The sequence below is a fragment of the Arthrobacter sp. P1_B11 genome (genome assembly GCF_056406715.1).
In genome coordinates, this window is the sequence record NZ_JBFTZQ010000009.1 from 170,467 (window position 1) to 195,040 (window position 24,574).

At 66.3% G+C, this 24,574-nt stretch carries 22 protein-coding genes; 7 read left to right on the plus strand and 15 right to left on the minus strand.

Features of this window, described 5'->3' with window-relative positions; genetic code table 11:
* Window positions 1–243 precede the first annotated feature (243 nt).
* Together AC1D14_RS10050 and AC1D14_RS10055 are read left to right on the plus strand one after the other, a co-directional pair.
* Entirely contained in the window at window positions 244–2,130 is a 1,887-nt protein-coding gene (locus AC1D14_RS10050; RefSeq protein WP_476968421.1) for an O-antigen ligase family protein, read from the plus strand.
* 351 nt (window positions 2,131–2,481) lie between these two features.
* The gene (locus AC1D14_RS10055) at window positions 2,482–2,817 is read left to right on the plus strand and encodes a hypothetical protein (protein ID WP_230118950.1); all 336 of its coding nucleotides are present in this window, start codon (window positions 2,482–2,484) and stop codon (window positions 2,815–2,817) included.
* 6 nt (window positions 2,818–2,823) lie between these two features.
* On the opposite strand, the gene AC1D14_RS10060 is transcribed toward AC1D14_RS10055, so the two are convergent.
* The gene (locus AC1D14_RS10060; protein WP_230118951.1) at window positions 2,824–3,516 is read right to left on the minus strand and encodes a potassium channel family protein; all 693 of its coding nucleotides are present in this window, start codon (window positions 3,514–3,516) and stop codon (window positions 2,824–2,826) included.
* Window positions 3,509–4,939 carry a TrkH family potassium uptake protein gene (locus AC1D14_RS10065; protein WP_476968422.1) on the minus strand — a complete coding sequence of 477 codons (1,431 nt, stop codon included), beginning with the start codon at window positions 4,937–4,939 and terminating at the stop codon, window positions 3,509–3,511. The genes AC1D14_RS10060 and AC1D14_RS10065 overlap by 8 nt, the downstream gene beginning before the upstream one ends.
* 354 nt (window positions 4,940–5,293) lie before the next feature.
* Between AC1D14_RS10065 and AC1D14_RS10070 the strand changes: the two genes are divergently transcribed.
* Together AC1D14_RS10070 and AC1D14_RS10075 are read left to right on the plus strand one after the other, a co-directional pair.
* On the plus strand, window positions 5,294–7,276 hold the full coding sequence (locus AC1D14_RS10070; protein ID WP_230118953.1) for an APC family permease: 1,983 nt from the start codon (window positions 5,294–5,296) through the stop codon (window positions 7,274–7,276).
* 342 nt (window positions 7,277–7,618) lie between these two features.
* Window positions 7,619–8,467, plus strand: coding sequence for a phosphatidylinositol-specific phospholipase C/glycerophosphodiester phosphodiesterase family protein (locus AC1D14_RS10075; RefSeq protein WP_230118954.1), 849 nt, complete (start codon window positions 7,619–7,621; stop codon window positions 8,465–8,467).
* A gap of 242 nt (window positions 8,468–8,709) precedes the next feature.
* Here AC1D14_RS10075 and AC1D14_RS10080 read toward each other — a convergent pair whose 3' ends face one another.
* The 4 genes from AC1D14_RS10080 to glgX form a co-directional block, all read right to left on the minus strand.
* Window positions 8,710–9,411: a class F sortase gene (locus AC1D14_RS10080; protein ID WP_476968423.1), complete on the minus strand. Its 702-nt coding sequence runs from the start codon at window positions 9,409–9,411 to the stop codon at window positions 8,710–8,712.
* Window positions 9,412–9,417: 6 nt separating this feature from the next.
* The gene (locus tag AC1D14_RS10085) at window positions 9,418–10,311 is read right to left on the minus strand and encodes a hypothetical protein (RefSeq protein WP_476968424.1); all 894 of its coding nucleotides are present in this window, start codon (window positions 10,309–10,311) and stop codon (window positions 9,418–9,420) included.
* 276 nt (window positions 10,312–10,587) lie between these two features.
* Window positions 10,588–10,821 (minus strand): hypothetical protein, encoded by a 234-nt coding sequence (locus tag AC1D14_RS10090; protein WP_230118957.1) that lies wholly within the window; start codon window positions 10,819–10,821, stop codon window positions 10,588–10,590.
* A 185-nt stretch (window positions 10,822–11,006) separates the two neighbouring features.
* On the minus strand, window positions 11,007–13,250 hold the full coding sequence (gene glgX, locus AC1D14_RS10095; RefSeq protein WP_476968425.1) for a glycogen debranching protein GlgX: 2,244 nt from the start codon (window positions 13,248–13,250) through the stop codon (window positions 11,007–11,009).
* Window positions 13,251–13,440: 190 nt separating this feature from the next.
* Between glgX and AC1D14_RS10100 the strand changes: the two genes are divergently transcribed.
* Window positions 13,441–14,655, plus strand: coding sequence for an MFS transporter (locus AC1D14_RS10100; protein ID WP_230118959.1), 1,215 nt, complete (start codon window positions 13,441–13,443; stop codon window positions 14,653–14,655).
* Between the two features lie 31 nt (window positions 14,656–14,686).
* Here the strand turns inward: AC1D14_RS10100 and AC1D14_RS10105 are convergent, their stop codons facing one another.
* The 4 genes from AC1D14_RS10105 to AC1D14_RS10120 all read right to left on the minus strand — a co-directional run bounded on the left by AC1D14_RS10105 (window position 14,687) and on the right by AC1D14_RS10120 (window position 18,471).
* Entirely contained in the window at window positions 14,687–15,313 is a 627-nt protein-coding gene (locus AC1D14_RS10105) for a dihydrofolate reductase family protein (RefSeq protein WP_476968426.1), read from the minus strand.
* Between the two features lie 7 nt (window positions 15,314–15,320).
* Window positions 15,321–16,514, minus strand: coding sequence for an aminotransferase class I/II-fold pyridoxal phosphate-dependent enzyme (locus tag AC1D14_RS10110; RefSeq protein WP_476881336.1), 1,194 nt, complete (start codon window positions 16,512–16,514; stop codon window positions 15,321–15,323).
* Complete coding sequence (locus AC1D14_RS10115) at window positions 16,511–17,374, minus strand: class I SAM-dependent methyltransferase (protein ID WP_476968438.1); 864 nt, start codon at window positions 17,372–17,374, stop codon at window positions 16,511–16,513. Before AC1D14_RS10115 ends, AC1D14_RS10110 begins: the two co-directional genes overlap by 4 nt.
* Window positions 17,375–17,544: 170 nt before the next feature.
* Complete coding sequence (locus tag AC1D14_RS10120) at window positions 17,545–18,471, minus strand: D-glucuronyl C5-epimerase family protein (protein ID WP_230118963.1); 927 nt, start codon at window positions 18,469–18,471, stop codon at window positions 17,545–17,547.
* A 329-nt stretch (window positions 18,472–18,800) separates the two neighbouring features.
* On the opposite strand from AC1D14_RS10120, the gene AC1D14_RS10125 reads away from it, so the two are divergent.
* Window positions 18,801–19,343, plus strand: a complete 543-nt coding sequence (locus AC1D14_RS10125) for a DoxX family protein (RefSeq protein ID WP_230118964.1) — start codon at window positions 18,801–18,803, stop codon at window positions 19,341–19,343.
* Window positions 19,344–19,451: 108 nt separating this feature from the next.
* Here the strand turns inward: AC1D14_RS10125 and AC1D14_RS10130 are convergent, their stop codons facing one another.
* On the minus strand, window positions 19,452–20,375 hold the full coding sequence (locus AC1D14_RS10130; protein WP_476968427.1) for a phosphatase PAP2 family protein: 924 nt from the start codon (window positions 20,373–20,375) through the stop codon (window positions 19,452–19,454).
* Between the two features lie 103 nt (window positions 20,376–20,478).
* Here AC1D14_RS10130 and AC1D14_RS10135 point away from each other — a divergent pair, with 103 nt between their 5' ends.
* Window positions 20,479–20,874, plus strand: coding sequence for a hypothetical protein (locus AC1D14_RS10135; RefSeq protein WP_230118965.1), 396 nt, complete (start codon window positions 20,479–20,481; stop codon window positions 20,872–20,874).
* Between the two features lie 158 nt (window positions 20,875–21,032).
* Here the strand turns inward: AC1D14_RS10135 and AC1D14_RS10140 are convergent, their stop codons facing one another.
* The 4 genes from AC1D14_RS10140 to AC1D14_RS10155 form a co-directional block, all read right to left on the minus strand.
* A complete protein-coding gene (locus AC1D14_RS10140) occupies window positions 21,033–21,293 on the minus strand; it encodes a hypothetical protein (protein ID WP_230118966.1) in 261 nt (86 codons plus the stop codon).
* 109 nt (window positions 21,294–21,402) lie between these two features.
* Window positions 21,403–21,846, minus strand: a complete 444-nt coding sequence (locus AC1D14_RS10145) for a hypothetical protein (RefSeq protein WP_230118967.1) — start codon at window positions 21,844–21,846, stop codon at window positions 21,403–21,405.
* A 106-nt stretch (window positions 21,847–21,952) separates the two neighbouring features.
* On the minus strand, window positions 21,953–22,777 hold the full coding sequence (locus AC1D14_RS10150; RefSeq protein ID WP_354962146.1) for a response regulator transcription factor: 825 nt from the start codon (window positions 22,775–22,777) through the stop codon (window positions 21,953–21,955).
* Entirely contained in the window at window positions 22,774–24,315 is a 1,542-nt protein-coding gene (locus AC1D14_RS10155; protein WP_230118968.1) for a sensor histidine kinase, read from the minus strand. The genes AC1D14_RS10150 and AC1D14_RS10155 overlap by 4 nt, the downstream gene beginning before the upstream one ends.
* Window positions 24,316–24,574 lie beyond the last annotated feature (259 nt).

Here is a 24,574-nt window from a genome sequence, read left to right on the forward strand (position 1 = left end):
GCGAGCATTTTTACCCCCCATGGGTCATGCAGCGGCTGGGCCGCATCATTTAATTGTCAAAGAACGCTTCAGTGTAACCGCCAAAAAGGAATTCAAAGCAGTGTTTCCCAAAACCAGCTCTGTATGTCCAAATGAGTTAGTAACCATGTCTTCCTGCCCGGTTTAAATAGACCTGGGTCAGGAGACGACCGTTATATTGGAGTCCTCTCCCTGAAAGGTCGCCACCCGAGCATGAAGCAAGCGATGACCCGGCTGCCCGGCCTCTGCATCATCCTGATGACAGGATCAATCCTGGTGTTCCAGCCCGGAGGGCTCTTCAGGTTCGTCTGGATCAAGCTGCTCTTGGTGATCATCGCCGTCCTCGCAGGCCTGCTGTCTCCGCTGCGGGCCCGGATTCCCCTGGCAGTGCAGGCGGCGACGGCCGCGTGCGTGGTATGGATCGGCGTCGCTATTCTCTTGTCTGATACGCCGCTGGCCAGCATGGCCGGACGCTGGCCGCGTTATGAGGGATTGCTGACGCTTGGCGTCTATGTGGCAGTCTTCGCGGTGGGCGCGAAAGTCCTTGGCGGTGAGTCGGCCGTCCGGAGACGCAGGCTCCTCAGTCTCTCCCTAGCCGCCGTCGCCTTGATTCTGTTCGTCATCGCTGTGCTGGAAAGCGCTGGGCTGCGGCCGCTGGGCGGGGCCTCCGACGTCCGGCCGGGCGCAACCTTGGGGAACGCCACTGACCAGGGCCTGGTCGGCTTCGTCATCGCCGGAGTGCTGTCCGCCGGTGCTGGCTCTGAGCGGGGCTGGCAGCTTTGGCTGCGGCGGGCAGGTCTGTTTGCCGCTGCCGGGGTGGCGGTCCTTTCTGGCTCCCGGGCCGCCCTCGCGGGGCTCCTGATCGCGGCGTTGTTTGGCAGCTATATGTGGATGCGGAGCCGGTCCTGGTCGCGGCCAAGTATCGCGGCCGGTGCCGTGCTGGCTGCCGCGGGAGTGGTCATCGGAGTCCTGCTGGTCCCCGCTGCGCGTGACCGCCTGCTGTCGGCAGGAACCGTGGACGGGCGCTGGCTGCTGTGGGACCGGACCTTGGGCCTGATCGGCGCCGATCCGGTCTTTGGTGTTGGGCCCAGCGGCTTTGTCGACGCGCTGCCGGCGTATCTGAACGAGGAGTGGGCGCGATCAGTGGGCGACAGTTTCCCTGCTGATTCGCCCCACAGTTGGCCGCTGCAGGCATTGGCCGCCGGCGGCGTTCCGTTGCTGTTGTTGGTCCTCGTTCTCGGGGCGGTTGCCGTGCTGGCCGTGGCCAGGCGCATGAAGGAAGCCCCGTGCGGTACAGACCGCCGCTACCTTGCTGTGGTGGTGGTGACCGTGGCCGCATACGGTCTGGCGCTGCTGACGCACTTTACGTCGATCGGCACTACGGCTCTGGTGGCCTTCCTGTGCGGCGGGCTGGTGGGGCGCGATGGACCAGGCTTCTCTGTCTTCGGTGCGCGGGCGATGGCCGGCGAGATTCCGGCCAAGCTGACGGCAATGGCAGCGGGCATGTTCCGGCCCGCGGCCTCGACGGCGGCCGGCCTGGTTCTCGCCGCGGCGGCCCTGGCCATTGCCGTCCCCGCCACTCTTGCAGAATGGCCGATGGGCGCTGGCGCCAAGGCTGCCGCGGCAGGCGACGTTGCCCTCGCCGAGCAGGAGTTCCAGCAGGCGCACCAACTCAGGCCGTGGGACAGCGACACCGCACTGCTCGCCGCCCAGGCGTTTGCCGGCCCGGCGACGGCGGGGGACCAGCGGGCGGCCCGGTACGCAGTCGAATGGGGGAGCCTCGCGCGGGAACGTACGCCGCGCTCGCAGGAGGCAGGAACGGCCCTGGCAATCGGATACCTCTACAGCGGGGATCTTGGCGCGGCCAAAAATCTGCTGGACGGCCTGGTCCGGGAGGCCCCACACTCCACCGGGCTCTACGTTCACCGCGGCGTGGCCCGGTTCGGCCTGGGGCAGACGGCCGGGGGGATAGCGGACCTGGAGCACGCGGCAGCCCTCGATCCCGGGCTGGACACGCCCTGGCGCATCCTCGCCAACATCTATGTGCGGATGGGCAACGCCGAAGCCGCGCAGGCCGCCAGTCAGCATGCAGATACGTTGTCCGGCCGCTAGGCATAATTACCAGCCGTCGATCTCCGGTACATATTGCTCTGTCCAGGGGGAAATTAGTGGTCCGTAAATTGAACTCGCTATAAACATTTCGAAGCGAGTAGTTCTTAAGCTAAGAACGACGCAGGATTGGATCAAGAAAAGCGCAGTTTTTGGAAAATGATCCTTAATTTGATCTTCCGGTGCTATTGTCCGGCCCGCGAAACCTGCGTCGGGTTTGCAAAAGAGTGGTGCGGTTTGATGCCCCACCAGGAAACAGCGCCGACACAGAAGGAGCACCATTCCGAAACCCTGCAGAAAACTCCGTGGTGCAGGCTGGGCATGCAGAACCGGATCGGTGAAAGGAGCCCAGTGATGATGACGGATGAGGACCTTGAGGTGCGTTCGTGCGCGGAGCTTTCGGCGGGGGAGGAGATCGAGGCCTGGCACCGCGGACGCCTGGCACACCGGGGGACAGTGGCCAGCACGCTCGAAGAGATCGACCTGATCTGGATCATCGATGCCCGGACCGGTGCGCGCCGGCTGCTGGATCTCGAGCAGCTCAGCGTCAGGCGGATTCCGATGGGAAAGCCAGCCGCCGCCGTCGGGAGTCCCAAGCCGGCCGCCGCCGCAAAACGGAAGCCGTCAGCCGCCCCGAAACCGAAGCCTGCCGCCAGCCTGAGGCAGATCGCCTTCATCGAGGCGGGGTGACGTCCGTCAGGTGAGGTTGCTGAAGCGCTCGGCCTGGGTCTTGCTGCCCTGGACAATGACCTGGTCCTCCTCGTAGAGGACGGTCTGCGCAGTGGTGTGGCCCCAGATGCCGCCGGGGCGCTTGACCGCCACGATGGTGATTCCGTACTTGTCCCGCAGGCCCAGCACGCCAAGCGGGCGGTCGCGTGCCTCGGTCGGCGGGCTGGTGCGGATCATCACGAAGTCGTCCTCGAACTCGACGTAGTCCAGCAGGGAGCCGCGGACCAGGTGGGCCACGCGCTTGCCCATGTCGTGCTCCGGCCGGATCACGTGGTCAACGCCGAGCTGGTTCAGGATCTCGGCATGGGGCTCGCTGATGGCCTTGGCCCAGATCTGTGGCTTCTTGAAGGTGAGCAGGCGCGACGTGGTCAGGATGCTGGCCTCGATGTCGCTGCCGATGCCCACCACGGCGCGGTCGAACTCGTGGACGGAGAGTTGGCGCAGCACTTCTTCCCTGGTGGAGTCTGCTCGGACCACGTGCGTCAGCCGCCCGTTGTAGGACTGGACGGTCTCCTCGTTGGAGTCGATGCCGAGCACCTCGGTGCCCTGTGCCTCCAGTTCCAGGGCCAGTGAACCGCCGAAGCGGCCCAGGCCGATCACCACCACGGAGTCTGCCTGGGCAACACTGTTGGCGGAGCGGGAGAAGATGTTCTTAGCCAATGAGGGGCCTTTCCTTGGGGTACTCGTAGAGCGGTTGGCGTTCGCGCAGCGCCAGCGCGGCGCCGAGGGTGACCGGGCCGAGGCGTCCGACGAACATCAGCAGGATCAGGACGAGCTCGCCGGCGGGCGGCATGGCCGCCGTGATCCCGGTGGTGAGCCCCACGGTGGCGAACGCCGAGATGACCTCGAACAGGATCCGTTCCTGCCCGAAGTCCGTGATGAGCATGAGGAACACGGTGGAGCCCACCACCAGTGCCATGGCCAGCAGCACCAGCGTGATGGCCTGGCGGTGAACGGCGCGGGAAAGGCGCTTGCCGAAGATATTGACGGTGGTTCCGCCCCGCAGTTCGGTGGAGAGGATGAAGAACAGCACGCCGAACGTGGTGATTTTCAGGCCGCCGGCGGTTCCGGCCGGGCCGCCGCCGATGAGCATCAGGATGTCCATCCCTAGCCAGGACACCGGCTGCATCTGGCCGATGTCGATGCTGTTGAACCCCGCCGTGCGTGTCATGACCGACTGGAAGAACCCGGCCAGGACGCGCTCGCCGGGCCGGAGTCCGCCCAGCGTTGCCGGGTTGGACCATTCGACGGCGGTGACGAAGACGGTGCCGGCGACCAGAAGGACGGCCGTGCCCACCAGGACCAGCTTGGTGTTCATGCTCCAGTGGATGGGCCGGCGGTACTGCCGGCGGAGTTCGAACAGCACCGGGAAGCCGAGGCCGCCGATGATCACCGCCGCGGCGATGGGCAGGCAGATCCAAGGGTCACCGGCAAACCCGATGAGCTTATCCGTGTATAGGGCGAATCCGGCGTTGTTGAACGCGGACACGGAGTGGAAGACGCCGTGCCAGAGCGCGCGGGCGGGGGCGTAGCCGTAGCCGGTCACGAACCGGGCCGCCAGGATCCCGGCGAGCAGGACCTCCACTGTCAGGCTGATCGCCAGGACGCCGAGCAGCACCCGGCGGACATCGCCGAAGCCGGTGGTTTTCGTTTCGGCGGCCGCTGAGAGGCGCGAACGAAAGCCCAGCCTGCGGGCCATGAGCACGCCCAGGAGGGTGCCGAAGGACATCACGCTGAACCCGCCCGCCTGGATCAGGGCCAGGATGACTACCTTGCCGAATCCGGTCCAGTACACCGGGGTGTCAACGGTGATGAGCCCGGTCAGACAGACCGACGACGTGGACGTGAACAGGGCATCCAGGAAGGGCGCAGGCTCGGTGCCGTTCCTGGACATGGGGAGCATCAGCAGGAGAGTCCCCACCGCCACCGCCGCCGCGAATCCGAGGACGATCACCTGGGCCGGATGCTGGGGTGCGAAAACGTCCAGAATGCGGGGGAAAACCTTCGATCCCCCGTACCGGCGGCCACGCTTGGCCCCGCCGGAAGCGGCAGGCCGGGCCTTGGAACCGCGAACGTCGTGCATACGCGTCACGCTACCACCGGAGAATCCGCTGGGGGCCGCTGGGGGACGCCCTGAAGCAGGCGTTAAGAAAGCGTTAAGATCCCGGGTTCAGGCCTGCGCCGGGAAGGTGCCGGTGCTACGCTCCCAAGGTTCATCAGCAAACTTTCTAATTGAATCGAAGGAACCCGTGGCCACCCGAAGCGCGCAAAGCTGTGTCCGGCCATGCTGACAGAGAGCTTCCCCCTGCTCCTGCTGATCCTCGGCTGTGGTGTCACCGGCTACATGATCTACCGGCTTATCAAGGCAACTAAGTAGCCCCCGCCGTCGGCCGTAACGCCGGAACTGAACCGCAGCCCCGAACTCCAGAAAGACATCATGACCGCAGCCGACCAGTATTCGATTCCCGCGAGCGTGCCGAACCCGGAGCCGGCATCCAAGCCTGGCAGCCCGCTGGTCAGGTGGCTGCTGGAGCACAAGGTGCACCAGCCGGTGGGACCCGAATCAGCCGAGGCCGGGGCGCACCAGCAGCCCTGGTGGAAGGTCATGTGCCTGACGGGTGTGGACTACTTCTCCACGCTGTCCTACCTTCCCGGCATCGCGGCCCTCGCCGCCGGTGCGCTGTCTCCCTTGGCGACACTGCTGATTGTGGCCCTGACCCTGCTGGGCATGCTGCCGATGTACCGGCGGGTGGCGCACGAAAGCCCGCACGGCCAGGGTTCGGTGGCCATGCTGGAGAACCTGCTGCCGTTCTGGCGGGGCAAGATCTTCGTGCTGGTCCTGCTCGGGTTCGTGGCGACGTCCTGGATCATCACCATCACCCTGTCCGCCGCCGACGCCACGGTGCACATGCTGGAGAACCCCTACCTTCCGCCGTTCCTGCACGGCCAGGCCGTGTCCATCACGGTGGTGATGCTGCTGATCCTCGGCGGGGTGTTCCTGCTGGGCTTCTCCGAGGCGGTGGCGGTGGCGATTCCGCTGGTGGGGGTCTTCCTGCTGCTGAACGCCGTGATCATCGGGGTGGGACTGTTCGACGCCGTGACACGGCCGGGTGCCCTGTCCGACTGGACCGCTGCAATCACGTCGGGCGGCACTGGCCTGGGCAACATCGCCGGGCCCGCCATTCTGGCGTTCCCGCTACTGGTCCTGGGGCTCTCCGGTTTCGAGACCGGCGTCAGCATGATGCCCCTGGTTGCGGCCTCGGGGGCCACGCCTGAGGACATGCTGCAGGACCGGATCCGGAACACTCGCAAGCTGCTGACCATGGCGGCGCTGATCATGAGCGTGTACCTGATCGGCAGCAGCTTCGTCACCACCGTGCTGATCCCTGCCGACGCGTTCCAGGAGGGCGGCGAAGCCAACGGCCGCGCCCTGGCATATCTGGCGCACGAACTGCTCGGCAACGGCTTCGGCTCCGTCTACGACATCAGCAGCGTCCTCATCCTGTGGTTCGCCGGCGCCTCCGCCATGGCCGGACTGATCAACATCGTTCCGCGGTACCTGCCCTCCTACGGCATGGCCCCGGACTGGACCCGGGCGGTGCGGCCTGTGGTCCTGGTCTACACGGTCATCAGCGTCCTGATCACCATCGCCTTCCGGGCCGACGTCAACGCCCAGGCCGGAGCCTACGCCACCGGGATCCTGGCCATGATGGTCTCCGGGGCCGTGGCGGTCAGCATCTCGGCCTTGCGCCGCAAACGCCGTCTGGCCGCCGTCGGCTTTTCGATTCTGACCCTGGTCCTGCTCTACGCGCTTGTGGAGAACGTGATCAAAAAACCGGACGGCATCGCCATCTCCGGCTTATTCATCCTGGGAATCGTCGTGGTGTCGCTGGTTTCGCGGGTCACCCGGACCACCGAGCTGCGCGTGGACCGGATCGAGTTCGACGACGCTGCGCGCCGGTTCATCAAGGACTCCCTGGACTACGACGGGCAGCTGGACCTCGTTGCCAACAGGCCCGAGGCCCGGGACGCGGCAGAATACTCCGACAAGGAAGCCGCCCAGCGGAAAACCAACCCCGTGCCCGGCTCCAACGATGTGATCTTCCTGGAAATCGAAGTGACCGACCCCTCCGGATTCAGCGAGGTCCTCGAGGTGCGCGGCGTCGAAGTGGGCGGGCACCGTGTTCTCCGCGCGGAAAGCCCGGCCGCGCCCAACGCCATTGCCGCCATCCTCCTCGCCCTGCGGGATGCCACGGGAGTCCGGCCGCACGCATACTTCGAGTGGGCCGAGGGCAATCCGCTGGCGCACCTCATGAGGTACCTGCTGCTGGGCCGGGGCGACACCGCACCCGTGGTCCGCGAGATCATCCGCGAGAACGAGCCCGACCCCGAACGCCGCCCGGGCATCCACGTGGGCTGACGCCTTTTTTTGGGGACGCTCTCGCAGTTCCTGTCGCTTTTTCCGGGACGCTCTCGCAGGTCCTGTCGCTTTTTCCGGGACGCTCTCGCAGGTCCTGTCGGGTTTTTGGCGACGCTCTCGCAGTTCCTGTCGCTTTTTCCGGGACGCTCTCGCAGGTCCTGTCGGGACGGTTGGGGATCGGCCCGGCACCAACGTGGGCCGACGACATGTCCTGTTCACCGCGGCGACAACATCAGGTGGCCGGACGTTACCTGACGGGCGGCAGGGTGGTGGGGCACGCCGTCGGACCTTCCCTATCCGGAAGGCGGCCGGCGGACCCATCCCGCACTGAAGGAGAACCCTGTGCTGCTCAAAAGCACCCTCGCCGCTCTTGTTGCCCTTACGGCCGTGGCAGGCATCGCCGCCCCATCGTCGGCTGCGCCGCCGCCCGGCGTCGTTTTAGGGCAGCCGCACGCCGCAGCCCACGCGCACAACGACTACGAGCACAGCCGCCCGCTGTTCGACGCGCTCGAACACGGCTTCACCAGCGTGGAAGCCGACGTCTGGCTTGTGGACGGCGAACTGCGGGTTGCCCACGACCTTGCGGACGCCCGCGCCGGCGTGACGCTCGAGAGCCTGTACCTGGATCCGCTGGACGAAGTTGTTCGGCAGGAAGGCCACAGCGTCTACCCCGGCTGGGATGGCAGCCTGCAGTTGCTGATCGACATCAAGAGTGAGGGCGAAGCCACCTACGCGGCGGTGGAGAAGGAACTTTCTCAACATCCTGGGCTCATGACCCGTTATGCCAAGGGCAAGGTCATGACAGGTCCGGTCACCGCCGTCATCAGCGGGAACCGTCCCTTGGCCACTATGACGGCGGCGGACAAGCGCGTCGGATTCTACGACGGCCGCTCCACCGACCTCGCCTCTTGCATGCCGGCCGAGCTGATGCCGCTGGTCAGCGACAACTGGACCAAGCTGTTCAGCTGGCAGGGCGTAGGTCCGATGCCGGAGATCGAGCGGGCCAAGCTGCGTGCCTACGTGAACACCGCCCACTCCAAGGGCTACAAGGTGCGCTTTTGGGCCACACCGGACCAGCCGGGACAGGCCCGCGACGCCGTATGGACTGAGCTGCACAACGCCGGGGTGGACAACATCAACACTGACGACCTCGCCGCGTTGGACATATTCCTCGGGGCACAGGGGCAGTAGGCACGCTCTCGGACGCCTCGCTCACTTCGCACGGGACGGCTCAACCCTCCGGAACATTTTTCTATGGCGCTGGCCGAGGGGTCCTGCACTTTTCCCGACTAACTGATCGAACCCTCCCGCGTTATATCTGCGGGAGGGTTCGCCGTTTGGTTGCAGGATGTGAGAGAGCGTTGGGGGATTGGCGGTAGGAAGTGAGAGAGGGTTGGGGGTTTGGCGACAGGAAGTGAGAGAGCGTCGGTGGGTCAGCGTGCGGCGGGGGAGGCCGTGACCACCACGTTTTTGCCCCAGGGATCCTCGGTGTAGCAGCTGATCAGGACGATCCTGTTGGGCACGATGTTCCAGATGTCGCTGTCCTTGAGGGTGTCCTTGCGATGTGTGGTGACGGAATCCACCACGTACTTCAGCGTTCCCTTTACGGTGGTCACCGTGATGTTCTTGCCCACCAGGGACCTGTCGCTGAGCCTGTTGAACGGCGCATCCCTGCCGTCCCAGCTGTGCCCGGCGATGTAGGTCGTATTTTTGGAGCCTGCGCCGGGCACGCCGTAGGAGGTCAGCCAGTAGGCGTCCAGCGTGAGGGGCGGGACCAGGGACTGCGAGGACAGCTCGTCCGCGCTCGGCGTCAGCGGCAGGATGCGCACGTCGATGTTCGCTGCCGCGATGGACAGCCGGGTAGGCGCCGCGGCCGCCGGTCCGGCAGTCTTGGCCGCGGGGCGGGCAGCAACAGCGGGCCCGCTTGGGGTGGCCGCTGCGCTCGCCGATGAGGGAGCAACGGAAGGAACGACGGCGGAGCTGCCGCCGGCATTTGGCGGGAACAGGAACAGCGCAGCCGCCAGCCCGGCCGCGGCCACGGCGGGCACGGCAAGCCAGCGCCTGCCGACGCGCGGCCGGACGCTGGAGGCGTTCTGTGGCTCCAAGCCTTGCGGGTCCATACTCTGTGACTCCATGCCCGACTAGCTGCGGCCGCGCTCCAGCCGGCGCATCCTCAACGCCACGGCCACGGGAACCGCAGTGCCGGCCGCGAGCAGCCCGGCCAGCAGCGCCAGGTCCGGGTGGGCTCCGGGTACAGCCTTGGCGACGGTCTGCACGTTCAGGCCCTTGTTCGTGGCCACCACGGCCGTATTGGCCGTGAGGGCCCCGGCGGGAGCTGCGATGACCGGATTGGTGACTACCGGCGTCGTGCTTCCCGGTGTGGTGACCGGCGGGGCGACCACCGGGTCCACGCCGATGCCATCCGGACCGCAGGCAGCCAGGAAGGCCTCGAAGAGTCCCGTGAGGCCGGCGGCGGAGCCCTCGTCGAGCGAGACCGCGGCCAGCGCCGTTTCGAAGTCTCGCACTGCGGCCTCCAACGCACCCTGCGCTTCACGGATCTCCGGGGTGTCAATCGCGGCGTTGTACGCGTCCTGAAGATCCTGCAGGTCCTGCTCCGCAGCGTCCACCGCGGCTTCTGCTTCGTCGGCGGCGGCTGTTGTCGCTGCGATGGCGGCCGGGTCGCCGGAATCCTCGGCGTTTTCCGCAGCTTCCTCGGCGGCGTCTGCGGCTGCGTGGGCAGCTTCGAGGCGGTCGATGGCGGCACCGACGGCGGCGCTCTCGTCAGCACCGGCGGCTTCCACGAGTGCAGCGTAGGCTGCCTGCGCGGTTGCCGCGGCCTGTGAGGTGGCGTCGATCCGCGCCACAGATGCTTCGGTGATCCCCGCGGCACCGAGCGCGGCCTCGAACTGGGTTGATGCCTGCAGGCATGCGGCGTCCCCCGGCGCGGCGGCGGCCATCGGTGCACCGAGAAGGAGCCCCCCGGCAAGAACTGCTGCTGACGAACCAGCGGCGACCCATTTCGATACAGCGGTCATAGGTTGTGCGTCTCCTGAAACACGAAGCGGCCGCCAGGACGGCCCCAGCGGTGTTCAGCGCGCGGTAGAACGGCCCTTGTGGTTTCCTCCGAAGGCACCGGACTATCCAAGCAGGTGAGACGCTCGTACTGCTGATCATCCGGTGTAAGACGGCGAGACCTCAGAGTTACCTGAAAGCCGTCCGAAAGATCGCTGTGAAAGCTAAAAATACAGAGCAAACGGGGATGTGGCAATCATGATGGCGGTCCTTTCTTCGCGCGCCGTCATCGGGCTGCCCTAGGCCCCGGGATCCGCGGACGCCGCCGGCAACCTGATCACCTCGAATGCCAGCGGATCCAGCAGCTTTCGGGTCCCGGTGCGAGACTCGAGGATCCAGAACATGCCCAGGACGGGCACCGTTTCGGTCACCTTGCCGTGGTAATACATGTGGCCGTTGTAGCGGGCCTCAATGAGGTCGCCGGGGGACAGTTCACGGCAGCTGATGACCCTGGGCATTGTTGATTCGTTCATGGCGGGCTCCATCCCCTTGGCGACGCTGGCGCCTCGACCCTTCAGCCCGGGGGTCTACGCCGAACCGGCCTACGCCTATCGGCGCACCTTCAGGATGGAGCCGCCACGTTGCGGCTGCGTTTCGGCCAGGTCATTTCTCCGTGACCTACTTTCACGTACGCCACGGGTATGAACAGGAGTGCCGCCTACACCGTCCCAGCAGCCGCCGCCCCGACCCCCGCCTGCAGAGCCGCCGGGGCCGTCACCGCCGCTGCCTCCGGGTTGTGGTTCTGCGACAGCACGGCCAGCGACGGCGCGATGGACAGGTTCGGCTCGGGCTGGCTCAGGGCGCGGGCGCGGAGCACGGTCATGGATTTCGCGCCCACCTTCAGCACCGAGCCGGCGTCAATGGGTCCGCGGTCCACCCCGGTTCCGGCGGTGTTGATCACCATGTCCCAGGATGTGGCGAACTCTCCTGCCGGGAGCGTGAACTTGATGTCGTCGTCGTGCGCGTTGAAGTAGAGCAGGAAGTTCACGTCAGTGATCCGCCGGCCGCGGTCGTCCTGGCCTTGGATTCCATCGCCGTTGAGGAACACGCCGATGGTGCGGCCGAACCCCCTGCCCCAGTCTTCCGGCACCATTTCCGTGCCGTCCTCGTTCAGCCACACGATGTCCGGCAGCTTCTCGTCCTCGCCGCGGAGCGCCGGCCGGCCGTCGAAGAAGGTGCTGCGCCGGAACGTGGGATGCTCGGCTCGCAGCCGGTTCACCGCCGCCGTGAAGTCCATGAGCGGCTGGTCCAGGGCGTCCCAGTCAATCCAGCTGACCTCCGAATCCTGGCAGTACACGTTGTTGTTGCCCTGCTGCGTGCGGCCGAGCTCGTCGCCGTGCAGGATCATCGGCACGCCCTGCGAGAGCAGCATGGTGGCCACGAAGTTCCGCTGCTGGCGGGCGCGCAGCTTCAGGATCTCCGGATCGTTCGTAGGGCCCTCCGCCCCGCAGTTCCAGGAACGGTTGTGCGATTCGCCGTCCCGGTTGCCCTCCCCGTTGGCCTCGTTGTGCTTCCCGTTGTAGGAAACAAGATCCCGCAGTGTGAAGCCGTCGTGCGCGGTGACGAAGTTGATGGACGCCACCGGCCGCCGCCCGGACCGCTCATACAGGTCCGCCGACCCCGTCAGGCGCGACGCGAACTCGCCCAGCGTGGCCGGCTCGCCCCGCCAGAAGTCCCGCACCGTGTCCCGGTACTTGCCGTTCCACTCCGTCCACTGCGGCGGGAAGTTCCCCACCTGGTACCCGCCGGGCCCCACATCCCACGGCTCGGCGATCAGCTTGACCTGCGACACGATGGGATCCTGCTGCACCAGTTCGAAGAACGTGGAGAGCCGGTCGACGTCGTAGAACTCCCGGGCCAGCGCCGAGGCGAGGTCGAAGCGGAACCCGTCCACGTGCATCTCCGTGACCCAGTACCGCAGCGAATCCATGAGCAGCTGCAGCGAATGCGGGTGCCGCACGTTCAGCGTGTTGCCGGTGCCGGTGTAGTCCATGTAGTGCTGCTGGTCGTTGTCCACCAGCCGGTAATACGCCGCGTTGTCGATGCCCTTAAAGCTCAGGGTGGGCCCCAGATGGTTCCCTTCCGCCGTGTGGTTATAGACGACGTCGAGAATCACCTCGATCCCCGCACGGTGCAGTGAGCGGACCATCGCCTTAAAGTCCTGGACCTGCTGGCCCATCTCACCGATTGAGCTGTACGTGTTCTGCGGCGCGAAGAACCCGATGGTGTTGTAGCCCCAGTAATTGCCCAGGCCCTTCTCCTGCAGCGTGCCGTCGTTGACGAACTGGTGGCACGGCATCAGCTCGATCGCCGTCACGCCCAGCCGCTGCAGGTGCGCAATGACGGCGGGATGCGCGACGGCGGCAAAGGTGCCGCGCTGCTCTTTGGGCACCTCCGGGTGGAGCTGCGTGAGCCCCTTGACGTGGGCCTCGTAGATCACCGAGCGGTGGTACGGGATCTTGGGCGCGCGGTCACCTGCCCAGTCGAAGAACGGGTTGATCACCACGCCCAGCATGGTGTGCCCGGCGGAGTCCTCATCGTTACGGGAGGAAGGGTCGCCGAAGCTGTAGGAGAACATCGACTGGTGCCAGTCCACCTGCCCGGCGATGGCCTTGGCGTACGGGTCCAGGAGCAGCTTGTTCGGGTTGCACCGCTTGCCCCTGGCCGGATCGTAGGGACCGTGCACGCGGTAGCCGTACTTCTGACCGGGCTGGATCTGCGGGAGGTAACAGTGCCAGACGAATCCGTCCACTTCGATGAGGTCCACGCGCGTCTCGGTGCCGTCGCTGGCGATGAGGCACAGCTGGACGGCCGTGGCCGCCTCGCTGAACACCGCGAAATTGGTTCCCGCCCCGTCGAAGGTTGCACCCAGCGGATACGCGTTTCCCGGCCAGACTTCCATGATCACTCCTGCGGCTGTTCAGTTGTTCAGGGGCCGCCATTGGCCACCGTCGTAGGCTAATGCTAAGCAGACTTAGTACGCTCGCCAAGGACTGTCCGATTATGACGAATCCGGAAAGGTGATGCCTGATTCGTCACACCGGGGCCCTGCAGCCCCTTCTCCGCCTGCCGGCTTGCCTAGGATGAAGGGGATGACTCCGCCTGACAGCCCGCCGCCCTTCAGCCTCCGCAGCATCGCTGTCCCGGCGTTCGGCCCGGCGCTCCTGTTCAGTGTTGGCCAGGGTGCGATCCTGCCGGTGGTGGCGCTGTCCGCCCGTGAACTGGGTGCCTCCGTGGCCGTGGCCGCGCTGATCGTGACGCTGATGGGGCTGGGCTCCTGGTTCTTCAACCTGCCCGCGTCCGTCATCACCCTGAAGTTCGGCGAACGCTGGTCCATCGTGGCCGCAGCAGCCGCCGGGGCGCTGGCGCTGCTCGCCGCGGGGCTGTCACTGGTGATTGACGACGGACTCTGGCTGCTCGCAGCGGCGATGGCCGTCGTCGGGATGTCCGCGAGCGTCTTCAGCCTGGCCCGGCAGAAGTACCTCACCGAGGCGGTGCCGCTGGAATTCCGGGCCCGGGCGCTGTCCACACTGGGCGGCGTGAGCCGGATCGGCGTTTTCATCGGGCCGTTCGTGGGAGCGGCCGTGATGCAGTTCGCCGGCATCAGCGGGGCGTACTGGGTGGGCGTGGCCGGCATGGCGGCGGCCGCCGTGCTCGCCGTAACCGTCCGCGACCTGGTGGCACACGCAGGGACGTCCGGTCCTGCCGGCCCTGCGCCAACGCTGCGCGGGGTGGCCGTCTCGCACGCCGGCGTTTTCCTGACAGCCGGCGCCGGCATCCTGCTGCTGTCAGCCCTGCGAGCCTCCCGGCAGGTGGTGATCCCGCTGTGGGCAGACCACCTGGGCCTCGACGCGTCGCAGGCTTCCCTCGTGTACGGGCTTTCCGGGGCGATCGACATGCTGGTGTTTTACCCGGCGGGCAAGGTCATGGACCGGCGCGGCCGCCTCTGGGTGGCGGTCCCGTCCACGCTGATCATGGGCACGGCGCTGATGCTGATTCCGATGACCGCGGGCTTTCTCGGGCTGCTCCTCGTGGCGCTGCTGATCGGCTTCGGCAACGGGATCAGCTCAGGGCTGGTGATGACGCTGGGCGCCGACTTCTCGCCCGACCGTGGCCGCGGGCAGTTCCTGGGCCTGTGGCGGTTCATCGCCGACGCCGGATCCACCGGCGGCCCGGTGCTGCTGTCAGCCGTGACCGCCGTGGCTTCTCTCGGTGCCGGCGTGACGGCCACCGGGGTACTGGGGTTCGTAGCGGCAGGTGTGTTCGCCGTCGTACTCCCCAAGCTGAAGCACCGGCGGAACTACTAGTTAGTTCGTTGGGGTAACCGACGCACGCAGGTCATGTGTTCGGGTCGGCCGTGGACGTTGCGTACTCCGGGCGCCCGGCAGGCCGATAGGTCTGGATGGTGATCCCCCGGGAAGTGGTCCGCGAGGTGACCAGTTCGAGCGCCATGTCCGGACCGGTATCGGGGAACAGCCGTGTGCCCTGGCCGACGACGACGGGATAGGTGAGCAGGTCGAGCTGGTCCACCAGGTGGTTGGCGAGCAGCCACCGGACGAGGGCACCGCTGCCGGGCACCAGCAGTTCGCCGTCTTGCTGCGCCTTCAGATCACCGACGGCCGCGGCGACGTCGCCGGCCAGGACACTCGTGCCCGCCCACTGCGGATCCGTGAGGGTAGTCGATACCACGTACTTGGGCCGGCTGTTCAGCGCGGCGGCAATCGGGTTCGTGCTCGGATCGACCATCGCGCCCCAGTAGCCGGCGAAGATCTCGTAGGTCCGCCGGCCGAAGAGGAACGCGGCCGCGCCGCCGTAGACCTCGTTGAGATAGTTCCCGGCTTCGGGATCGAGAAGCGGAATGGCCCATCCGCCGCGGTCGAAGCCGCCGCTGCGGTCCTCGTCAGGTCCGCCCAGCCCCTGCATCACGCCGTCCACCGAGACGTTGGTCGTCGTCGTCAACCTCATGTGGGGGTCACACCCCTTCTCGCTCGATGGCGGCCGCGAAGACCGGGAGGCTGTGCTCCACCATGTCCTCGCTGGCGGTGAGGGACACCCGGAAGAACCCGGGCGTCTCGAACAGGACGCCGGGGAGCACGAAGACGTCGTGCCGGCTCAGCGACTCGGTGAAGGCCTCATCATCCGCGATGGGCGAGTGGACGAACAGGTAGAACGTGCCCTCGGCCGGGCGCAGCCGGTAGCCCATGCTGCCGAGCGCCTCAACCAGCCTGTCCCGCTTCCGCTGCAGCTGCCCGACGTCGATGGAGAACTGTTCCAGCCGGGGGAGTGCGTACTGGAGGACGGCGTTGGGGTAGATCCAGCCCATGGCCAGCTGCAGGGCGCTGATCTCTTCCCGGAGCTCCTTGCGCTCGGGCATGGTGGGCGGCAGGGCCAGGTAGCCGATCCGTTCGCCCGGAGCCAGATGCGTCTTGCCGTACGAATAGGCCAGCAGTGTATGCGGATAGAACTCCGTGGGGCTGTGGAACCGCGTGCCGTCGAAGACGATCCGGTTGTACGGCTCGTCCGAGACCAGATAGATCCGCCGGCCGTTGCGGGCCGAGGCGTCCTCGAGCAAGCGGGCTAGGCGCTGCAGTAGCTCCGGCGCGTAGATCCGGCCGGTGGGGTTGTTCGGCGAATTGATGATGACCACCCGGGTGCGGGCCGTGACGGCAGCCGCGATGGCTTCCAGATCAAGGTCGAACGTCTCCAGGTTGATCCGGACCTTCACGGGAACCAGCCCGGCTTCAACCACGAGCGGCTCGTAGAGAAACCACGGCGGCAGGCTGTAGATCACCTCGTCGCCGGGGTCCGCAAAGGCCTTCAGCGCCAGGGCGATAGCGGTGAACCCGCCGGTGGTGAGATACAGGTCCCGCGGATCAAAGGGCACGTCCAGCAAACGGTGAAGCGATTCCGCGGCGGCGGCCCGTGCTTCCTCCCCGTTGGCTTTGTAGGCAAACCACTGGTCGTTGCGCGGCGTCAGTGCATCCCGCAAGGCGTCCACGTAGGCGTCCTGGGGCATCTGGTGCGGGTTGCCCAGCGTGAAGTCGCAGATGCCGGGGACGTGCTGTCGCCGGGAGTAGGTGGAGTTGCCCATGAAGGACTGGATCCGTTGAAGCGACGGGATGGACGCCAAGGCCTTCGCCCGGCGGGAAGCTGGCAGACCGGTCATTGCCCGGCCTCCCTCGCCGTCTTCTTCCTGGCGGTGAACAGCAGGTACTCCCAGTCCATCTGGTAGGCCGCATCGGCGTGGGCGTCGCTGAAGTCCTCGGCGAGCTGCGTGAGTGCCTCGTCCAGGGCCTTCACCTTGCCTTCGTCACCGGCAAGGGATTTGTACACCGAGATGGTGGGGCCGTAGTGGGACTTGAAGTAGTGCAGGAAGTCCTCGGGCTCGTGGAAGCTGGCGATGGTGACGTGCTGCCGACGGGCCTGGACGTCGATGACGCGGTCACCGAGCAGCTCCCGCACATGCTCCTCGCTGCCCCACAGCGGGGGCGGCTGGGCGCCGCGCGGAGGCGGCGGAGCGAACGGCTTCATGGCGGCAATCATCTGCCCGATGAACCCCTCGGGCGTCCAGCTCAGCAGCCCAATCGTGCCGCCCGGCCGGCACACCCGCACCAGCTCGTCGGCGCCCGCCTGGTGGTGCGGGGCGAACATGACGCCTAGGCAGGACATCACGACGTCGAACCCGCCGTCCGGAAACGGGAGGGACTCGGCGTCCCCTTCCACCCAGTCCAGCTCCACGCCGCGATCGGCAGCCTGGCGCCGGCCGGCGTCGAGCATCTCCGGCGTGAGGTCGATGGCCACCACCACGGCACCCATCACGGCAGCGGGAATGGCCGCATTGCCGGCGCCGGCCCCGACGTCCAGGACCCGCTGGCGGGGCTTGACCCCGCACGCCTCCACCAGGATGGCGCCGAGGTCCGGGATGAGCTCGGTGGCAAGGGCGGGATAGTCGCCCTGCGCCCACATGGCCCGGCGCTTCTCCTTCAGGGCGCGGTCAGCCCCGGCCGAAACGTGGTGCTTCTTCATGTCGGCGCCCCTCTGCTGGTGCAGGATCGGTGGCAGCGCGCTGGAGAGCCAGTGGAGGCTGTGGTGGGCTATATTGTGGGCTTCGACCAAGGGGTTGTAAAGGAGAATTCGCAACCGGGCTGCCAAGTTGGGTGGGGCGGGCCGGTGTGTGGGCGAGCCAACGAGGCCGCTTAACCCGCGTAGTCCGCTTTCAGCAGGGCTGACTGGTTCGCAAAGATGGGGTCGCCGGTCTGGCGGCCAAGGATGGCCAGCTGGCTGATCACACCCTTGTGATAGGACGCCGGGGTCCGCCACACGTACTGGCCGAAGGCACTGGCCGCGTACCACGAGATGCTGCCGGGGCGCCGGTAGACATTGAAGTGGTCCCGGATGGCTGTTGCTGCGGTGTTGAACATGAACTGGGCGGTGGGATTCTTCGTGAGGCGGTAATAGTCGTAGGCTCCCCAAGCCGCGTAAATGTGCCCATTGACCACGTGTGCGGAGGGAATGTCCTTGCCTACATATTCCTCGAACCACATGTATATTTTGCTGCCCTCAAGGACCTGGTCCTGGAACCACGGCTGGCCGTTCCGTTTCGGCACCTGATAGGACTTGAAAACGCGGTCGGCATTGGTTTTCCAATAGGTGTTTCCGGTGGTCTCATAAAGATTTACGAGCGTTGAGAGCATCATTCCCTGGGCCATTCCCGAGTACCACGGACGGCCCATGTCGATCTTGTTTCCCGGGGTGTGCCGGAAGTTGTAGGGAAACCACGTGGCCCCGCTTGCATCCGAGAACGAGCCCGACAGGATGTACCGGGTGGTGGCCTCGGCACGCCGCAGATACTCCCGGTTCTTGGTCACGCGGTACGAAGAGAGCATCTGGTTGATGAACCAGGCGCTGTTCACCGGGTGATACACCACCACGTTGTTGATCTTGACCTGCACCACGCCCTGGCTATTCACCGTGCCCCACGTTGTGGCGGTTAAAGGGACCACGGAGCTGCCGATGTACGGCGATCCGAGTGCCGTGTTTATGGTGTAGCCGGCATTTGCATGAGTGAGCTTGACCGGCGCCGCCTGGGATGACACCCCGGCTGCCAAGAGAATTGCTGCCACCGCAATAAGAGCCGTTAAGGAACGTGAAACACCACGGAAGCGCAATGAATTTCCCCCATTATTCAAGTCAAGATGCGCCAATGCTACAAGGTTAATTCCGCAATTCGGAAACGGCTTCCCGGGACGCGTACGGGGTTCCCTTCCGACGGCGGTGCGTCCCGCCGTCGGGCTTTCCCGGAAGCCTCCGGTTCCCCGTTGCCCGCACGGCGGGGGGCCTCACATGCCGGCTGACCGCCCAAGTTTTCCCCAAGCGGGCGCCCGCACACTTCAAACACACTTCGCTGGGGACTGCCGGGCACCGCGTCCGGCTGAGTGAGGAAGGAGCTCCGATGTTTTATGAAAGCAGCACCAGACGCCGCTCGGCAATGCAGCCCGGCGGCATGGCGGCACCACGCGGCCCGGGACTCGCGGCCAAGGCACAAAAGTGGGAGACGGCGGCTTGCCAGGCACTCAGACCGGTGGCGCTGCGCCTCCTGCGGGTAGTGCTCGGCGTGGTCTTCATTTGGTTCGGCGCACTAAAGATCACCGGCAACTCACCGGTGGCCGGACTGGTCGCCAAAACTTTGCCGTTCGGCAACGACCAGTTGGTTGTGATCGTGCTGGGAACAGGGGAGGCGCTGCTCGGAGCCATGCTCATGGCCGGGGTCTTTGTTCGCCTGACACTGCTGGTCATGGCCCTGCATCTGGCCGGAACGTTCGCGACATTTGTCATGGTCCCCGACGCCATGTTCAGCCAGGGCGACCCCCTGATGCTGACCGCCAGCGGCGAGTTTGTGATGAAGAATGCCGTTCTCATCTCGGCGGCCCTGGTTCTTCTCGCCCATACCGGCCGGGCCGGCTCTTCCCCTGAGACCGTCCCCGCGCCTAACTGACAGTGGCAGCACGCGCCGTTTTCAGCGGCGAGAACGGCGCGAGCTGCCACTTACGCGGGACTGCCCCTTAACCGGACTGCCACTTACCGGGCACGGCGGGACGTGCGGCTACCGCCCTGCCGGTTCCCGCCGTCGTGCCGCGTAGGCGAACAGCGACGTCGTAGCCACGGTGGCCAGGTACCCGGCGATCACGATCAGTGAAATCCCGGCCCAGAAGTAGTTGGTGGTGCTGCCCTCCTGGCCCGGCAGCGGCGCGATCTTGACCAGCGAATACATAGCCACCGCGGCCGACACCAGCCCCAGCACCACGGGAAGCCCGATCCACAACCGCGCGGACGCCCAGTGCCCGTTGAAGCCGTCCCAGACATTCCATTCGTGGCTGCCCGTGCGGATGATCAGCCAGCCCGCCGGAATCATGAAACAGCCCACCAGCAGGAACGCGGCCACCACATCGGCGGGCCGGTGCCATTGGTTCACCAGCGTGGACATCCCCGACGCAATCGCGAAACTGCCGCCCACGAACCCCGCCAGCGGCCGCCAGCGCGGTGACGCCATCAGGAACACTGCCGCCGCCGCCGACGCCGCCAGTGTGGTGTGTCCGGAAGGCAGCGAGTTCAGCTCGAGCGTCTCCACGCCCCGATACGGCCGCGCCGGCAGCAGGTCCTTGAGCACCTGCGTGGCGATGTTCGCGCCAACGCACGCCACCATCGCAATGCTCGCGGCCCGCCAGCGTCGGTGTATCACCGTGACCAGAAGAACGACGACGGCGGCCATCACCAGAGAGATGGTGGGCAGCCAGTCCAGGAACTGGGTGGTGACCTTGCCCGCGGGCCCGTGGATGGCCACAGCCTCCACCAGGGCGGACTCGTCGATGAACTGCCCGGTGGTGGTGCGGACAAAGTAGTAATACGTGGCCGCGAGCCCGGTCATGCAGGCCAGGGTGGCCACTGCAAAGAGGAAGCCGGTGCCCCTGGCAAGGCGCATCCGGCCCGCGGGCTGCTGGCGTCTGGGGTTCCTGAGCTGGAAAGTCATCGTAACAAGGGTGTCACAGTTTGCTGGGAGTCGCCTGTCTGCCGCCGCCGCAAAAGTACGACTTGCAGCGCTGGGGAGCCCAGCCGACGGATAGAGTTTGGGCATGGCCGGATTCGTGGATGCACTGGGCCCCATCCTGGAAATGATGACGTGGGTGGGGTTCGTTCCTGGGGTGCCGCTGCTCGTGTGGGGCCTGGTCATCAGCAGGCGGCGATGTGTCTGGACCAGCACGACGGCGGAGGTATACACGGCCGGAGGATTCACCGGATTCCGCTGGACCGACCATGACAACGTTTCACGGCAGACGCTCGTGGATGCCGACGTGGCGGAAGGAAGGGTGGCAGGAAACGCAGTGAAACTCCACTACGACGTCTGCCACCCATCCCGCTGGGGCCTCGGACCGCCCAAGCACGACAACACCGTCCTGATCCTGGGCTGGATCCTCACCGGCGTCGGCATCCTGAGCACAGTCGGAGGGTTCCTGCTGCTGCTCTTCTAGAATCTGGTGTTGTCCAGTTCCTGCCGGGCCGGCCGAATGGCGGTGCAGCCCGGCGGAGGTCGCGTAACTCCCGGGCCGCGCCGAGGGCCTGCCAGTGGACGGCGCCGGCCTGCAGGGGCCGCGCCGTGCGGCCGGGCCGCACCGGCCGCACGTCGTTATTAAGTGTGCGAATCGAGCCGCGCGCCGTGCCCGGCCGGGCCCGGCGAGTTCCCACCACGCCGGTTCCTGTCCCGGAGATGGTCCAGCAGCGCCTGCTCGGGATGCCCCGGATTCTCTGCCAGATGCCGCAGCAGACGGCGCCGGACTTCGGAACGGGGATCGGCGGTTGCCAGCACGCCTTGAATAATGTCCAGGACCTGCTGGTGGAGTTCCGAATCGTCGATCGTGATGGTGGAAGGCTGACTGTTCGGAACTCCCACGGTGTATCCCCAACGCTCCTGCGGGATTGGCTCGTGCAGATCCCGAACTTCCCTGTGTATCCCGGGCTCCTTCAGCTGAGGGGAAGCTGATCCGGGGTGCCGCCGCTGGCTAGTAGTCATGGCCTGTCCCGCTGTCGTCGAAGGGGACATGGGAAGTGGGGTCGTCGGTAGGGGCCACGGCTGGGGACGTGATCTGGGTCGGGTCAACGCGCTGAACCATGCCGGAATCCGGATCGGTGGCAGGGCTGCTTTCCTGCGGCTGCGCCGGCTCGGCCAGCCTGGTCGCCGTGGGGATCGGCGTCGAGGATGCGGGATTGAGCGGCGCGGACTTGAGGTTCGGCGAATTGGGCCGGGCGGACGCGGACGGTTTGCCGAGCGGAGCCACGCCGGGATGCCTGGTGAGGCCGTCACCATGGACAGCAGAGCGCGGATCGGGTTCGCGCACCACAACTCCGGAATACTTTTCGTCAGGTGCCCCGACGACTGCCTGACTCCACACCGAAATGCCGGCAAGCGCAACCAGCGGAATGCTCAGCAACGACCATTTCTTCATCGCTCCGCCTTCCCTCACCGGTCCGCCTTCCTTGCTGTTGATTCCACTCTGCGGTGCGAAGGTGAAGCGCGGATGAGACCTGCATGAGAGTCCTCTCATGCAATGGCTAGACCGGCGCAGGCTCCTGTCCATTTGGCTCACCGTTGCGCCGCGTTCCCGAGGTGCCGCCATCGGCGTTTTCCCCGCCGTGACCCTCCTGGGCGCTCCCGTCGACCTCGGCCTCCGTGGGGCTGGAGCCGTCGGCCGGGAGGGACTCCTGCTCGCCGGGCAGACGCATGAGCCGGTAGCCCACACCCCTGACCGTCTGGATGCGCTCCTGACCGAGCTTGTGCCGCAGATACCGCACGTAGACGTCAACCACGTTGGACGACCCCTCGAAGTGATAGCCCCACACACGGCTCAGGAGCTGTTCGCGGCTCAGCACGCGGCCGGCGTTCTCCATGAAGGTCCGCGCCATGACGAACTCCCGGGCGGACAGGTCGATCACGCGTCCGCCAATTCCCGCCGTGCGGAGGTTGATATCCAGCGTCAGATCCCCGTAAACAAGCGCCGGAGTGGGGGCAGCGGTCGCCGTGCCCCGGAGCCGCAGCTTCACGCGGGACAGCAGCTCCTCGAACCGGAAGGGCTTGGTCATGTAGTCGTCCGCCCCGCCCTCAAGCGCGGCAACGGTGTATTCCAGGCTGTCTGCAGCCGTCAGCACGATCACCGGAACCGTGGAGTGCATGGCGCGGAGATTCCTTAGAACGGCGAGGCCGTCCATCCTTGGCATACCGATGTCCAGGATCAGGAGGTCGAACTCGCCGGACGTGGCATAGTCCAGGGCCTTCACGCCGTCAGCTACCTGGGTGGTGGTGTAACCCGCCGCGGTGAGCCCCTTTGCGAGGAACGCGGCGATGCGGGGCTCGTCATCGGCGATCAGAATCCGGGTCACGGAGTGCCTACCGTGCTGGCCACCACCGCAGGGCCCGACGCCGGTCCAGCCAGCCGCGGTTTGGCGGCGGGGGCCGCTGTGATTGTCTCAGCATCGCTGATTTTTTCTTCGGTGCCGTCACCGCCCCCGGACGGAATACTCAGCACGAAGCGGCTTCCCTCGCCCACGGCCGATTCCAGCCGAACCGTTCCGCCGTGCGCCTCAACAATGGCTTTGACGATCGAGAGGCCCAGCCCCGAGCCCTCGGTGCCGGCAGAATTGTGGCCCTTCCCGAAGCGTTCAAAGATGTGCTCGTGCTCGTCCGCCGGAATGCCGGTGCCGGTGTCCGCCACCCAGATTTCGAAGTCCTTAGCCGCGCCGGCCCGCGCGCCGTAAGCCATGCCGCCGTCGTTCTCTTCCCAGGCCGCCCCTACCGAAATCCGGTCCGCCTCCGATGTGTGTTTCACTGCGTTCGCCGCGAGCTGTTCCAGCGCCTGGGTGAGCCGGCGGCGGTCCGCATGGATGAGGCCGCCGGGCTTGGCGTCCAGCTGCCAGTGCCGCGGGCCCAGAACCTTGATCCGGTTCAAGATGTCATCCAAGAAATCGTCGGCTTCGATCCAGTCCGGGGAGACAAAATCCGGACGGCCGCTGCGGGCGAGGATCAGCAGCTCGTCCACGAGCGACTGCATCCGGTCCAGCTCATCCAGGAGCAGGTCGCGGGTCTGGCCGACGTCCTCGGGATCGCCGGCGTTGAGGAGTTCCAGGTAGCCGCGGATGATCGTCATGGGCGTCCGGAGCTCGTGGCTGGCATCGTGCACGAAGCGGCTCTGGTTCTCGAAGCCGGACTCCAGCCGCTCCAGCATATGGTTGAAGTTCTTGGCCAGCTGGGCGACGTCATCCGTGCTGGCGGGGACCTCGACCCGTTTGGTCAGGTCTTCGAACGTTGTGGCCTGCGTGGCCTCCCGCAGGCGCCGGACGGGACTGAGCAGGCGCCCGATGACCATCCACCCGACAACTCCGGCAAACAACAGCGTCGCAGCCGAGGCCAGCGCATAATTCCACATCGACACGAACACCAGGTGGCGCTGCTTGCCGATCTCGTTGGCTGCAACCAGCAGCCCTTCGTCCTGTGTGCCTTCCAAAGACACCGACGTGATTGCCAGCCGGACCGTCCTGCCGTCGATGGTCGTGTCCCGAAGAACGGTCCGGCCGGGAGCGCGCATGTTCCAGATCCTTTGGATCAGGGGCCCGGAGCTCAGGTTGGTACCCTGCGGCACGGACGGAAGGATGGTGTTCCCGCCCCGGATCGTGGTCATGACCGATTCGTACCCGCCCGGTGTGCCGCTCCGCAGGAACGTGGTGAAAAGGTCATCCAGGCTGCCATATGAAGCACCCCCGGAACCCGGCACGCCTTTCTTTGCCAGGTCCTCAAGTTGTGCGGCCGGCAGGCGCAGCTCCGCGTTGACCCTGTTGTTGAGGGCACTGAGCTGGGCGGCGTGCGTGAAAGCCCCCGAGCCGAAAAGTCCCACTCCCATGAAGACCAGAAGCGTGGCCAGCACCCGGAAGCGGACGGAATGGAATTCGGCGTGCAGCTCGGCCCGGACGTCTGACCGCCTTTCCGGTCGCTTTTCTAGTCGCTTTTCCGGCCGCGGGCCGTGGCGCTGAGCCGGCCGCAGGCCTGGCCGCCGGGCAAACCGCAGCCTTGACCGATGCTCGCCGTCGGCCTTCACCGTTGTGCCTCTTCTATCTGCGGATGCGGCGACGGCCGGTGGAAGCGCGGCCCGTACAGCTCTTTACGCGCGTGCCTACAGACTTGAC